Here is a 13,716-nt window from a genome sequence, read left to right as displayed (position 1 = left end):
ATCAGACGCCGACAACCACAGGCTGATGTTTTTTCATCGAGTCCTGCCTGCCCGGATTACATTGCTGTTTCGTTCCCGGAAGATAAAATTTACCAGTAGAATCAGGGTCTGTTCCGCCCGGACAACCAGGCCTGCCGGGGGTGTTGCTCGCGCTGCCGCCATCCGAACCATTTCCGCCATCAGCACCGTCTGTACCTTGCCTACCCATATCACCGGCGGCTCCACCTTTACCGCCAGCCCCTCCATGCCCGGCACTCACAGAAAAAGTGCACAGAGCAAAAAAACAGGCCAGAAAATATTTACGCATATGTATCTCCCAATTCGAAAATTCGATCTTTGTACCTTTTAGTTCGACCCCGAAAGATACACTAGCAAAAGATTTATATCGGCCGGATGAACGGTTCTCAAACGTCAAAATTTAACATAAGACTACTTTCCGGCACCGCCTGAGAGTCACTCAGTGCGATCCTGTGGCCAGAGGGTCGTTTCCGGCAACTTTTTCCGGCCAGAATCCTGAAATACGGCCATGAAGATAACGGTGCATCTGAATTATTATGCGGTGAGATTTACTTTACACCGATTAGTGCTCGCAGATGCTGGAAACGTCCGCTTTTGGCACATACTTGCCGTTCACCCTTACACATCCTTCCCAAATCCCGGCATGTTGTATTCATCTGTGCAGGCTAATCGTTTCCAGCTTGGCCGGATTTAGATGATGATCCGGGTTCACCAGAAATCGGATCTGAGCTGAAAACAGAACTAATCAGGAAATGTCACACAATGATATTGTGCATCATAATTATGAATTGATGCCAAACTACATTAATTGAATTCAATTGTCTTTGTGTGAGATAAAGGATACCAGTTCATTTCTAATGTTAGTTATGGTTGCGATGATGGGGAAGATAATGGATAAATGCCAGGAAGAAACAAATCGGGTGATGACGCTTCGAAAAATACCTGCTGATGTCGATGCTGCTATTACAGAACAGGCCCGACTGACAGGTAAATCCAAGAACGATCTTGTGCTTGAGTTACTGACAGCCACATTCGGCGATCTGTTGGGAAATTTTGTGCGTACCAGCGAACTGGTTGCCTTGATGGACAAGGAGGTTGCCCGACTGACTGAACGGGAGATCACGTCGCAGAGCTTTGAAAGCGATCTTGTCCCAATCTATAACCGGGAATACTGTCGTATCCTCGAACTTAATAATGAAGACGATCTCAAGCGTATAATGATGAATAATATTCCTTATCTCGAGCTTCGTGCACGACAACTTCGTTACGGAATGATCCCGTTTCTACCTAAAGGAATTTCGATGATAATGGCTCTGTTCTGTGAAGTGGCCGGACGGGACGGACTGACCATCGCCCAGTTCTATACTTCTCTATGGTTTATTATCGGGCAGGAGGAGTATTACAAGGAGATTAATGAGATCAGAATCGCGAAATCCCTATTGCCAATAACCGGACTCTGAAACGAGAAAAGCCATCCCGAAGGATGGCTTTTCCAGACTACTTTTTCCGCGAGAGACCTCCAGAGGAGGCGACTCCGCCTTGATGTGACTATTAGGCCAGACATATACCACGTATGTCAAACGTTTTCTGGGAAAGAACAATGACAGCACAACGCTACATAACGACAGAAAGGCTGGATATATATAAAAAGAATCTGAAGATCAAACCCTCTCAGGTCATGGCTGCATATCACTGGAATAAGGCGCTGGCAGGGGCTCTACTCCCTGCCATGCAGTGCCTTGAAGTCACGCTCCGTAATGCGTTGAATACCGCTATACAGTCTTTCCCGCCTGCCGGGGCGAAAGGCCTGTGGGACACAAACGCAAACTGGGTTACCAGTCTCCCTAAATACATGGGGGATACCCGTATTAATCCGGCTGAACGTTACCAGCGAGCCAGGACGCCACGAGATCGTCAGGATGCTGCAGGCTATAAAGTGGACAGATGGGGTAACAGGCTCCTGGCGCGAACACTGTCAGAAGAAAACCAGGTAGCCATGGCTAAGTCCCAGATTAGTAAGGAAGGTAAAAAACCAACGCCAGACCGGATTATCTCAGGTCTGACGTTTGGGTTCTGGACCACGCTGCTGACAGACATGTATGAAGATAACCAGAGCGATCGATTACTCTGGCCGGCCCTGACTTCGCATGTGTTCCCGAACGCCCCCGCAGGTTTTACTCGGACAGATATTTGTAAAGCGTTCTTTCAGATAAAAGAACTGAGAAACCGGCTGTCGCACCATGAAGCTGTGTGGAAATTTCACCAACGCGATCCAGTTACCGGGAAGACGGATTACTCCAAACCAGTATACGGTACGCAAGCCAGCTGCAGTCTTCTGAGGAAACACTATGATGACATTCTGGAAATGATAGGCTGGATGAGTCCCGACCGGAAGGCTAATTTCCTGAGTCATTCAGGGAATCTGCGTTTCTATGCCCTGTGCTCGGTAGACGGACTGAACAGCTACATCGCCCCGGAAAAAATTAAGGCGCAGATTAAGGTTTCACGTGGTGGTAAAGGTATCAGCAGGTTAATCAGGATCCTCGAAAAAAATGAGTTCATCCGGATTGTGAAGGAGGGTCAGACGGTACTTACCATCGGCAATGATAATTCCATCGCCATTCTCTAGGTTCCCATATCTTTACTGGCCCTTTTTGACCCGGATACCTTCCGGGTTATTGAGGTTCGGATCAGGATGATAATAGAAGAGCAGAAATATGGTCAGTTCTTGCCGATGCTCAGCGTACGGCAAGAACTGAAGCGTTGTTTTAGTCTAAAGGCCGTACTTGCGTTCCCTTTCCTTAAAGGCCTGGATCCCGCCTTCCAGAATTTCACAAACATGTTCTCTGATACCCCGGGTATGCAGACGGCCGGAATCGTCGTGTGAAGTGAACGAGCATTCCAGTGAGCCGGTATAATATTCAAACCGGAATTCACTGTTCTCAATGCCCGAGCGCTGCCCACTCTGGTTAGATACGATCACGCATTCAGCATCCGTTCCCACGACGAGGTTGGCATTGTGCGTCACCATAATAATCTGCCGGTCCGCCTTGCGCTGCCTGACGAAATCATTGAGCTGGGAATAAATCGTCCGGTTATCGAGATTGTCTTCAGGCTGATCAATAAGGATAGGGTGTCGCGAATTGCTCAGGTGAAGGATCAGGTTAAGCAGCACCAGACCCCGTTTGCCTGGCGACATCTGCACGATATCGTCGTTGCGGTAACGGACAGAAAAATCAATCAGGTAGCAGTCATCATAGAGATAACTCAGAATATCGGAATCCTCAATGCCCTTACGAAGAGCGGGAGCAACCCCGCCGCTTCTGTAGCGGTCATAGATGCCTGCGATCGTATCCGCATAGCTATCAGCGGAAAATGTGTAGCCGCCTTTCGGGCTGGCCAGATCGCCGAGCAGGAGGTTCATGTTCCCTCGCCGGTCAAAGCAGCCGGTGAAGCGATCAAACTTCTCAGCATTGAAGGATATGCGAGCAACTACGCTAATTTCGCCTTCAGGGTGGTATTCAGGCTTGCTTAGTTCGTCCACGTAAGCCTGGTAAAGGTCAGTAAGGCGCGCATACTCGGTCTGGAGCTGGCTTTTTGTATCATTACCTTCCTGTAAAATGGACCGACGGCGTTCAGAGAGCTGTTGTAGCTGTCTGAGTTTTTCTCTTTCCTTTTCAAGCGCAGCCATGGATGCTTTGAGCGTTTCCTGATCGGTAATTTTTACTGACAGGGGAAGCAGCGTTTCCCTTTTGGCTGCGCTTTCGGTATCAATCCGCCTCAGCCTTGCGGGGATGCAGCCAAAACGGGCCTCGTGACGACCAATGAAGTCACTGACAGCAGTTGAAAGACTGGCCTCCAGCTGACGAAGGTTTTTCTCCAAAAAAGAGGAATTCTCAGGCAGCGGAATATCCAGCCTGAGTTGGTCGGTAAGGCTTTGTATCGTGCTACCGGCATGCCGATAAAGGCTTTCTTTAAGGCTTCTGCTGGCATCAGTAAGATCTTCTATCGCGCGCCGACGGGATTGAAGGTTGTCCGTGCGCAGTCTGAGTGCCATATACTGCTTTTCTTCATCCGGTGTAAACGATGCCTGCTTCCTCAGTTGAGCTATCTTCTCCTCCTGCCGCCGGATTTCATCACTTACAGCCTTTTCCGTGCCGTACTTCTCCATTTCCTTACCGCATTCGCTGTATTTTTTGCGCAGCTCGGTAAGATAATCAATCCTGGTTTTTATGATCCGAATAGTCGCTTCCCGCTGTGCGGTATTCTCAACCGCGAAAGCCTTGAAATTATTATTCTGATAAAGAATTTCCTCGACCAGCTGATTTAGCTGAAGCTGACCGCTACGTTCGGCAAGGTGATTGATATAGAGCTGCGGAATGTAGGTCACAGGCCGACAGTCGTCACCATGTAATGAACTAACTTCACCGTTTCCCCATGTGACTTCAACATTGAGATTGCTAAAGTCGTCATAGGCGGCTTGTCCTGAGATCCTGATTTTCTCGCTAACCTCATCAGCGTTAATGGCGCATGCCATGTGGTAAAGCAGCAGAGATTTGCCTGAAGACTTTCCGCCTATGATTGCATTCAGGTCGGGACTGAAGTTTACAGGCTGGTCTGAAAAAAGTGCATGGCCACTGCGATCCGTAAAGCAGACGTGTTTAATATATTGATAAGGCGTTTTTGTATGGGGGGACGTTTTTTGGATCCTGACGCGAGTGTGATCGTACAGTACCTGTTTTAATCCCGCAAAAGTAGGATCGGCTTTAATCCAGCAAAAACGATCCCCGTCGGGACGAAAAATTTTAGTCAGTCCATGTGCATCCGAACCGTGAAGGCAGGGGAGTAGCTTGCCGTATTTACTGATGACTTCAGCCCTGCTGTCGCTGCCGCGTCCCTGAAAGTACTCACAATCCTGCGGGTTACCAGAAAAAATCGCATCAACTAGGCGATAGATGTTCTGCCGGACAGCAAGAAGACCATTGTCGCGGAGCCCGGAGATTCCGTCGCCTGAGCTGTTAGATGCAATGACAATAACGTTGTTCCGCAGCCAGGTTTCACTCCTCAGCCAGTCTTCAAAGACGTCAAAAGAAGGTTTGAACTGGTTAATGCCGTCGCGCAGATTTTTCTCGGGAGAGGACAACCCTGCTACCGCAATCCCCAGTTCAGTCAGCTGCTGATCGCTGCAGGAATAGTTCTGCCCGCAGTAACGGAAGTGAAGCCGGCCCAGCGCGTGTTTTATTTTGTCAACGTGACCTGCATCCGCCGGATTGACAATAAGATGAATATTCACACCCTTATCTTTTTGCGTTTCAGGTGTGATGCGAAATTCTATATTGGGAAAAACGGCCTCAATGTTGGCTATCCGGCCCTGCGCACGGTATGCGAGCAGCTTCTCATACCCGGAGATAGTGCAGTAGTCGGTCGCCCCCATGACAGCGATCTCGTCGCCAAACGCTTCAATTGCAGAAAGATAAGCTTCCCAGTCATTCCGATACTGATTCTCAAGTGATGACGAAGGGGTATGAACATGCAGATCCCATTTACGCCATTCAGAGCCATTCGGGAATAGCTTCACTGTTACCTCCTTTTAACATGTCTATCAAAAATTGATATCTGCGTTTACGCACCCGGGATGTCAGTACAGAACATAACCTAATAGTTACCGCAAGCCTTTACAAGCGCATAAACGTGACTACTTGCATCCAGCTTCTCTATAAACGAACGTGCTTATCAGATGCTTTCTGCCATTGCGGTTCTGGTGGCATACGGAACTATGCTGACGGGACTGAGACCCTTTCCCCTTCTCACGGAAATTCTTACCCACTACAGCAAACTTATTTTCACCATATCGGCTCACCCAGAGATCCGAATTTACCTTTTTTTGGATCTGCGGGTTTTAACAAAGAAGTCTGTGAGCAGGAACTGAGTCAGAAGGGCGGATTTGAGCATGCAGGCGTTATTTCAGCCGAAAGCGTCCCAGGCGCGCGTGCGGGAATTTTAATGCTCACCGATCGCCCGGCACCCGCCCGGTGCAGCGCGTACTTTGAGTATTCACAGCATGGATTTTCTGCTTTGAGCGAAAGCGGACATAATCATTCTGGTCGAGAATGTTCAAGATGAGCCTGGATTAACCCGGTAGTTTGTCACATCATAAAATATCAATCGTTAAAGGATAGATCTGTGCCTGAATTGACTATTTCTACAACCTCACTCGAAGAGATCATGCCTATTTATCAATCCATCCCTGAGTTTGATAAGCCAATTCATACAGCCGAACTACTTCAGCGTATCTCTCTGCGAGAAAAAATAGCCTTGATTGCCTACAGCGAGGGAAAACCGGCAGGTTTTAAGCTGGGTTATGCGATAGACGATGAGTTGCTATATAGCTGGCTGGGCGGAGTTTTGCCTGCCTACAGGCAAAGTGGCGTCGCGCAAAAATTGCTGATTGCCCAAGAGGAATGGGCGCGTGTTAAAGGGTATTGCAGGCTCCAGGTAAAAACGCGAAACAGCTTTCCCGGGATGCTGAGGCTACTGATCAAAAATAACTATCACATTATCAATCTTGAAAAAAAAGGCCAGACCGCTGATTATCGTGTTCTTTTAGAAAAAAGACTTTAAATGCATGTGAAAAATATTTTCTGACGCAAGCCACATTCATTAAGGTGCTCAGACAGACATGAGCAAGGAACGGTTTTGCCTGCATTCAACTGTTCCCCGGTAATCAATACAGCGCAGAGCTGGCAACATCCTCTTCTGACACATACCTGCCGTCTCCCTCCTTTCACTTCTTCTTACTCCGTAGCACTGGACGCATGTCGGTGTCTGCCCGGCAGTGCCGGGCAGGTTGAGAGCATAGATCCGGCTTCAGGGGTTTTCGGATCTGGCCAGCGGACAGGCAGAAGAAACGGCCCGTTGAAGTATAAAAAGAAGACATTAAGCAGGATTGTTCCCTGAATGCAGAAATTCAGCCTGTTCGTGTAAAAATGGCAAAGCGTCGGTTACGGCTTTACTGTTACGGGAGGCGTTGTTGAATAAATCAGATTCGGGGCGAGTGTCCCTGTAGCAGGGAAGATTTTCAGGCAATGCGCACGCTTTCTGGCATTCCTGCCTTTGTCATTCTGTTCAGCGCCCGAACCATGGACAGAGCCTCTGCCACCTGCCCATCATAATCACGCAGCGTCAGTGCCCCCCCGAACAGCTGCTTTATCAGATACATCGCCGTTTCCGCTATCGAGCGACGGTTATGGGGTCCGCCTGGAATTCGGAAATTATCCTACGTTAAGCTTTTCAAGCTTAACGGGTGATTTCGTTCCATTGAGCGTAAACCCCTGACCATAAGGGATGTACGGAACTATCAGGCTGTCCGTTTCTGGTTTTGCCTACTTTCGTACAGAGCGGCGGCATGGTGTACGTAATCGCTCGATTTCGGACGCAGAAACGCCACAGCAGCGGCAATTCAGGTAGTAACCGATACCGCACTGGTTAATAAATAGCCTTGGCGTAGGATAATTTCATTTTTCCAAGCGGACCCCATAAAGATGAAAAGATGGCGGCAATCCACAAAGCACTGGACGAATGCAGCCCAGAGCATCCGGTATTTTATGAAGATGAGGTGGATATCCATCTTAATCCAAAAATCGGTGCGGACTGGCAACTATGCGGGCAGCAAAAACGCGTGGTGACGCTGGGACAGAACGAAAAATACTATCTGGCCGGAGCACTGCACTGCGGAACGTGCAAAGTCAGCTACGTGGGCGGCAACAGCAAAAGTTAGGGGCTGTTCATCAGCCTGCTGAAGCGGCTTAAAGCGACGTACCGTCGGGCGAAAACTATCACGCTGATTGTGGACAACTACATTATCCACAAAAGCCGTGGAACATAGCGCTGGCTGAAGGAAAACCCGAAGTTCAGGGTCATTTATCAGCCGGTTTACTCGCCATGGGTGAATCATGTGGAACGGCTATGGCAGGCACTTCACGACACAATAACGCGCAATCATCAGTGCCGCTCAATGTGGCAACTGTTGAAAAAAGTTTGCCATTTTATGGAAACCGTCAGCCCATTCCCCGGAGGCAATCATGGGCTGGCAAAAGTGTAGCGGTATTAGGCACAGCTATTTAGGCGAGATGCGTCAGGGGAGCAGAGTCATTGAAAGATAAGATCGTTTAGTTACACGAAAGACGGCCTCACCACTAACGTTGCTACAGAGCTCTCAAAATCGCCATCATAAAATAAAATATTAAGTTGGTAGAATCACCTACGACTCCATATTTAATTCAAATAATTTGATGTAATTTACACTTGCTTACATATTTTTACTTAAAATTGCGTTACATGGGGACTACATTACAAATGAAAGGGAGGTCCTATTATTGCTCTTGATACATTTAACAATTCACCCTCGTAGGTTCTGATTTACCAGGGTGTATAAAAGGAGTTATAAAATGAGACAGGGAATATTCATTAACTTACTCTGTTGTAAGTATTTCGTAATAACTTCATTATTTACTCTTGTCTTTATATTTAACTCTACGTCATGTGAGGCGTATGAAGAGATAGACATCCCCGATGTAAAGGCTCTTCTGGACCCGCCGGAAGTTTACATCAAGAAAGGCACATTGTATTACAATGGAAAAATTACAAACACATCCTATCTCGTTTTCTTTAAACTTGTAAATCAGCACCCAATCAAGATGATTTCTATAAGCAGCACTGGTGGCGATGCTGAGAATGCATTAAAAATAGCTAATTATATCTACAACCATAGTCTGGATGTCGATGTTCGCAGTGTATGCGCTTCAGCCTGTGCTAATTATATTTTTCCGGCAGGAAAATATAAGTATCTGAGTAATGATTCATATCTCCTGTGGCATGGTGGACTAAACGGCCCCGACCGTGAATTAACTGTCACTGGTAATATATCAAAAGATGACTTTTTAAATCTTGAGCAGATTAAGAAACTAAGAAAGGAGGATGCTGATTTCTATTTAATGATCGGTGTAAGCATAAAATTATCTTTTTGCCCACAACTTAATTCTGATTATAAAGACAAGTATCCGGAAAAATGGTTTTCTTATACTCCGGAAGATCTGGGAATGTTTGGCATAACAAATATCCAGTATGCCACCTCAGCTTCTCAGTGGGTTGTTTCAATGAGAAAAAAGCACGTTATATTTGCAAAATACTGTAATTAGGAGAATTAATAATGCGTGAACTATCTTTAAATGAAATGGATGTGGTAGCAGGCGGATTTTCAATTGGCAGCTGTTCTTTTGGTGGTTCTTTTTCCACATCTAAAGATGGCCATGGTGGCTCCTCCACTTCGGGAAGTTTTAACGTGGGATGTAGTGTAAACGCACCCGATGCCAGCCCTTCTCCCTCAGGGAATAATAAAGGGAGTAGTAGTAATTCCAGCAACAGGGGGCAAAGCAGTCAGAAGGGTGGTGGTAAAAACCGCTGATTACAGAGTATCTGCTCCCCGGGCGACCATGGCGGTCGCCTTATTCTAACAAAGACTTGACTTTCATTTCCTCAGGATAATCATGGATTCCCTATATCGTGAAACGGCGCTCAGTCACCGGTCACGACTCTGGAATGGTCGGGCATTGCTGGCACGCGGCCTTCCCGCCTGGGTACATATCGCCCTCACCGCGCTCTTTTTTACCGTGCTTGCACTGTTTCTCAGTATCGGCAGTTATACCCGTCGGGTTACCGTTAACGGGGAGTTGACCTCCCTGCCCGGCCCTGTCCGGGTCACAGCCCCAGGGCAGGGGTTTATTATCAGCCGTCTGGTGAGTGCTGGAGACAAGGTTAAAAAAGGGCAGACTCTTTATGAAATTGACGTCAGCCACACCACGCGCTCCGGCGTGGTCAGCTTCCAGCAGCGGCAAAATACGCAGGCACAGTTAAAAAACGTCGAGGGTATAATTAACCACCTGCATGAAAACAGGCGTGTCACGCTGGAAACCCTGGAACAGCAGAAAGCCAGTTATGCGACAGCACTGTCGCTCTCGACTGACATACTGAAAAAGGCTGAAGAAGGGCTTAAGGAAATGAAGCAGAACATGGACAACTATCGTCGCTATCAGCGCGCGGGCCTTATTAACCGTGACCAGCTCTCTCAGCAGGCAGCTCTTTATTATCAGCAACAGAACGACCTTCTGACGCTTAGCGGCCAGCGTGAGCAGAACGCTATGCAGGTGCTGACTCTGACGGGCGATATCCGCACGCGGGCCGCAGAATTTGATAACGACATTTTTCGCATGGAAATGCAGCGCAGCGAGCTGGTTCGCCAGGATACGCTTGACGATGCCGCGGGAACGCTCGTGGTAACCTCACCGGTGGACGGCAGGGTGGATATCGCCAGCCTCACCCCTGGACAGGCTGTCAACGCCGGCGACGCTGTCGCACAGGTTATTCCCGCTGCACCACCCCGCTGGGAGCTGGTCATGTGGGTACCAGACAGTGCGGTGCCGTTTATCAGGAAAGGTTCCCCTGTCAACATCCGCTATAATGCTTTTCCATCAGAAAAATTTGGCTATTTTCCTGGCCGGGTCGCGCAGATATCTTCCGCCCCGGCCACCCTGCAGGAGAGGTCATCCTGGTCCGGCGCTCCGGCAGTAAATGCAGGCGCATCCGAGACCTGGTATCGGCTGACCGTCACGCCTGACGTGAGTCAGTTCGTCTGGCAGGGTCAACGCCTTCTTCCGGGAAACGGTCTGCGCGCTGAGTGCACGCTATTTCTTGAAAAACGGAAACTGTGGCAGTGGGTGCTTGCACCACTGTACGACATGCGTGACAGCACGCAGGGGGCAGTAGATGAGCAGTGAAGAACCTGAATTATCGTTGCACCGCCTCAACTTCTCCCTTCTCCGACGCGTCCCCCTGATTCTGCAGACTGAAGCCGCTGAATGCGGCCTGGCCTGTATTGCGATGGTGGCAGGCTGGCACGGCCACCACGCAGATTTGTTTGCCCTGCGCAGCCGCGGTGGCATCTCGTCGCGTGGCGCCACGCTGAGCACCCTGTACACCGTAGCCGGAGATGTGGGACTGGCGGGACGGGCTTTATCGCTGGAGCTTGAGGAGCTTTCTGAACTCAGGCTGCCCTGTGTTCTGCACTGGAACTTCAGCCATTTTGTGGTGCTGGTCAGGCTGAAGGGCGACCGGGCCGTGATCCACGATCCGGCCCGTGGGCGGCTAAGCGTCAGCAGACAAACTTTATCGGAAAACTTTACCGGCGCTGCGCTGGAACTGTGGCCCGGCCGCAGCTTCAGTCGGAAAAAAAAATCTACCCGCGTCAGACCTGCCGAACTGATGAGTGGTATCCGTGGCTTCGGCCCTGCTCTGGTCAAAGTCTTCTGTCTGTCCGCGATGATTGAAGGCATCAGTCTGCTGTTGCCGGTGGGTACGCAGATTGCCCTGGATCACGTAGTTCCCGCCGCCGACCGGGGGCTGCTTGAGCTGGTCTGCCTGTCTCTGGGTGCACTTATCCTGCTTCAGACCGGACTTAACTTAATCCGTGCATGGACGGTGATGGTCACTGACACGCTGACCGACGTCCAGTGGAAGGACGGACTGTTCCGGCATCTTCTGGGACTCCCCCTGCCATGGTTTTCCCAGCGTCGTACGGGCGACATTCAGTCACGCTTCGGCTCGCTGGACGTGCTGCGCGACACGTTTATCCACGACATCACGGGCTGCGTCATTGACGGCATTATGCTGCTTGGTTCTTGCGTGCTGCTTACTTCCTACGGAGGCGTGCTCCTGTCCAGTGTGGTGGCGGGCTTTGTATTGATCGCCGTGGTAATGCGGGTGGTTGCCTTTCCGCGCTATCGCCAGCTGACGGAGGAGCAACTGATAAAAAATGCGGCGGCCGGCTCCCACTTTACCGAGTCGCTGTGGGGGATCGCCACGCTGCGCGCACAGGGCCTGGCATCACAGCGCCGCCGGAACTGGCTGACGCTTGAGGTAGACGCCGCCAACGCTGCCGTCAGCCGTCGGCGCTTTGACATTCTTTTCAGCACGGTCAGCAGTCTGACAAGCGCGCTGGACAACGTGGTTATCCTCTGGCTTGGCATCGGGGCCGTTATGACCCATCAGCTCTCACTTGGGGCGTTTGTGGCCTTCGGGGTGTTCCGGGAAATATTCACCTCCCGGGCACTGTCGCTCACTGACATGTTTCTGCGTCTTGGCATGCTTTCCCTGCACGGAGAGCGGATTGCGGACATCGCCCACACGGAGTCCGAGCCGTCCCCCCCCAATGCAGACCTGTACCCCCGGGGGGTTGCCATCGCGCTGGAGGCAAAAGGGCTCATGTTTCGTCATGACGAACAGTCGCCGGCCATTTTCAGGGGGCTTGATCTCACGGTGGCTGCCGGGGAAAGCGTGGCCATTACCGGCCCTTCAGGATGCGGAAAAACCACGCTGATGAAAGTACTGTGCGGGCTTGTTACCCCGAATGAAGGGTGCGTAGTGGCCGGAGGAAGAGACATTCACGAAGCAGGCGTGAACAACTACCGCCGCGCCGTGTCCTGCATACTACAGGAGGATCGTCTGTTTGCCGGGTCATTACGTGAAAACATGACTGGCTTCAGCGAAACCCCCGACGAGGAGTGGCTTCACGCCTGCGCCCGCCTTGGCCATATTCACGACGACATCATGGCCCTGCCGATGGGCTATGACACCCTGACCGGCGAATTGGGTGAGGGGCTCTCAGGCGGCCAGCGCCAGCGTATTTTCATTGTTCGCGCTCTCTATCGCCGTCCCGGCATTCTGTTCATGGACGAGGCAACCAGCCATCTGGACGAACATAACGAGGCGCTGATAAACGCAGCCATAAGCGGTCTGAGCATCACACGTATTATTATCGCCCACCGGCCCTCCACTATCGCCTCGGCCGACCGATCCATTAACCTTGCCAGCATGCCGGAATAAAAGGAGTATGCCCGTGCGCGACACGCAAATTATCACGCTGATGCTGATTTTGGTCCTGACCTTTATCCCCATCAGCTGTTTCTCCGGCCCATACTGCTGGCTCTGCGCCAGCATAAGGGCTGGGGTTGGCTAATTCTGGCGGGCGTCCTGACGGCCGTTGCTGTGGTGGACACCGCCATCAGCAGCATCGGGTTATAGAAATAACCTACGAAAAGGCAACAGGAAGTCGTGGTCAAACGCTTTAGGCCATACGCTCCGCCAGCTTGCCTTCGAAGTTTCCTCATAGTTCATAGTTAGGCCCCTTAATCGCTTTTCTGATGGGGCTGGTGACCAACGTCGTAGTGCTGTGGAACACAATTTAAATACGGGGTCTGAAGTCAAATGGAACGGAAACGTACATTAGTGAGGTAACCGGCTGATATCTCGAAACATAATTGGCATTTAGCGGACAGACTTGTCTAAGAATCGATTTTTCAGACGATAGTTTTCCTCTTACCGTAAGTTTTCGTGCGGTTGGCCCTCAAACCCCCTTCCTGAGTGGGTGGCGGTACTCCAGCCCTTTTTCTCCAGGCCGAAAGAACCGGACCATTATTTTTACCAGATTTCTTTTGATTACCGTGACGGAGACTGGTAACAGACCCTGTTGGAACGAAATCTCACATCTGACTGGCCAGCAGATGGTGCAGCTGCCCGTCGTCACCGGCCACAGGCTCACGACGCCAGCCCGACTGCTTCAGCAGGTCGTCCAGACCGGCGAGGTTA

General features: G+C 50.3%; 10 protein-coding genes and 2 pseudogenes. 9 read left to right on the top strand and 3 right to left on the bottom strand.

All coding sequences use genetic code 11. The annotated features are described in order from the left end of the window. Position 1: 1 nt before the first annotated feature. The gene (locus tag IBT47_RS24635; protein ID WP_200547635.1) at positions 2–307 is read right to left on the bottom strand and encodes a hypothetical protein; all 306 of its coding nucleotides are present in this window, start codon (positions 305–307) and stop codon (positions 2–4) included. Between the two features lie 601 nt (positions 308–908). Between IBT47_RS24635 and IBT47_RS24630 the strand changes: the two genes are divergently transcribed. Together IBT47_RS24630 and IBT47_RS24625 are read left to right on the top strand one after the other, a co-directional pair. Beyond that, positions 909–1,478, top strand: coding sequence for a hypothetical protein (locus tag IBT47_RS24630; protein ID WP_234472089.1), 570 nt, complete (start codon positions 909–911; stop codon positions 1,476–1,478). A 140-nt stretch (positions 1,479–1,618) separates the two neighbouring features. Then, positions 1,619–2,647 (top strand): Abi family protein, encoded by a 1,029-nt coding sequence (locus IBT47_RS24625; RefSeq protein WP_200563697.1) that lies wholly within the window; start codon positions 1,619–1,621, stop codon positions 2,645–2,647. Between the two features lie 144 nt (positions 2,648–2,791). On the opposite strand, the gene IBT47_RS24620 is transcribed toward IBT47_RS24625, so the two are convergent. Continuing rightward, complete coding sequence (locus IBT47_RS24620) at positions 2,792–5,596, bottom strand: TrlF family AAA-like ATPase (protein WP_200563695.1); 2,805 nt, start codon at positions 5,594–5,596, stop codon at positions 2,792–2,794. A 614-nt stretch (positions 5,597–6,210) separates the two neighbouring features. Here IBT47_RS24620 and IBT47_RS24615 point away from each other — a divergent pair. Continuing rightward, positions 6,211–6,639: a GNAT family N-acetyltransferase gene (locus IBT47_RS24615; RefSeq protein WP_200563724.1), complete on the top strand. Its 429-nt coding sequence runs from the start codon at positions 6,211–6,213 to the stop codon at positions 6,637–6,639. 457 nt (positions 6,640–7,096) lie between these two features. Here the strand turns inward: IBT47_RS24615 and IBT47_RS24610 are convergent. Beyond that, positions 7,097–7,267 (bottom strand): annotated as a pseudogene (locus IBT47_RS24610) (IS5/IS1182 family transposase); the annotation flags it as partial. A 282-nt stretch (positions 7,268–7,549) separates the two neighbouring features. Here IBT47_RS24610 and IBT47_RS24605 point away from each other — a divergent pair. The 6 genes and pseudogenes from IBT47_RS24605 to IBT47_RS27270 form a co-directional block, all read left to right on the top strand. Continuing rightward, positions 7,550–8,119, top strand: a pseudogene (locus tag IBT47_RS24605) (IS630 family transposase); the annotation flags it as partial. A 346-nt stretch (positions 8,120–8,465) separates the two neighbouring features. Continuing rightward, positions 8,466–9,215: a hypothetical protein gene (locus tag IBT47_RS24600; protein ID WP_200563693.1), complete on the top strand. Its 750-nt coding sequence runs from the start codon at positions 8,466–8,468 to the stop codon at positions 9,213–9,215. A gap of 11 nt (positions 9,216–9,226) precedes the next feature. Continuing rightward, positions 9,227–9,481 (top strand): hypothetical protein, encoded by a 255-nt coding sequence (locus tag IBT47_RS24595; RefSeq protein WP_200563691.1) that lies wholly within the window; start codon positions 9,227–9,229, stop codon positions 9,479–9,481. 82 nt (positions 9,482–9,563) lie between these two features. Beyond that, positions 9,564–10,850 carry an HlyD family secretion protein gene (locus IBT47_RS24590; protein ID WP_200563689.1) on the top strand — a complete coding sequence of 429 codons (1,287 nt, stop codon included), beginning with the start codon at positions 9,564–9,566 and terminating at the stop codon, positions 10,848–10,850. Then, on the top strand, positions 10,840–12,954 hold the full coding sequence (locus IBT47_RS24585) for a peptidase domain-containing ABC transporter (protein ID WP_200563687.1): 2,115 nt from the start codon (positions 10,840–10,842) through the stop codon (positions 12,952–12,954). Before IBT47_RS24590 ends, IBT47_RS24585 begins: the two co-directional genes overlap by 11 nt. A gap of 541 nt (positions 12,955–13,495) precedes the next feature. Then, the gene (locus IBT47_RS27270) at positions 13,496–13,588 is read left to right on the top strand and encodes a hypothetical protein (protein WP_200563685.1); all 93 of its coding nucleotides are present in this window, start codon (positions 13,496–13,498) and stop codon (positions 13,586–13,588) included. Positions 13,589–13,716: the final 128 nt, after the last annotated feature.

The organism is Erwinia sp. S43, assembly GCF_016624745.1.
Taxonomy (GTDB): Bacteria; Pseudomonadota; Gammaproteobacteria; order Enterobacterales; family Enterobacteriaceae; genus Erwinia; species Erwinia coffeiphila.
Note: the sequence above shows the minus strand (reverse complement) of the source record. Positions and strands in the feature narration are given on the sequence as shown.

Excerpts from the sequence above, each read along its gene's own strand:
- IBT47_RS24600 (WP_200563693.1), top strand. The coding sequence starts at position 8,466 with ATGAGACAGGGAATATTCATTAACTTACTCTGTTGTAAGTATTTCGTA.
- IBT47_RS24635 (WP_200547635.1), bottom strand. The coding sequence starts at position 307 with ATGCGTAAATATTTTCTGGCCTGTTTTTTTGCTCTGTGCACTTTTTCT.
- IBT47_RS24625 (WP_200563697.1), top strand. The coding sequence starts at position 1,619 with ATGACAGCACAACGCTACATAACGACAGAAAGGCTGGATATATATAAA.
- IBT47_RS24585 (WP_200563687.1), top strand. The coding sequence starts at position 10,840 with ATGAGCAGTGAAGAACCTGAATTATCGTTGCACCGCCTCAACTTCTCC.
- IBT47_RS24590 (WP_200563689.1), top strand. The coding sequence starts at position 9,564 with ATGGATTCCCTATATCGTGAAACGGCGCTCAGTCACCGGTCACGACTC.
- IBT47_RS24630 (WP_234472089.1), top strand. The coding sequence starts at position 909 with ATGGATAAATGCCAGGAAGAAACAAATCGGGTGATGACGCTTCGAAAA.
- IBT47_RS24595 (WP_200563691.1), top strand. The coding sequence starts at position 9,227 with ATGCGTGAACTATCTTTAAATGAAATGGATGTGGTAGCAGGCGGATTT.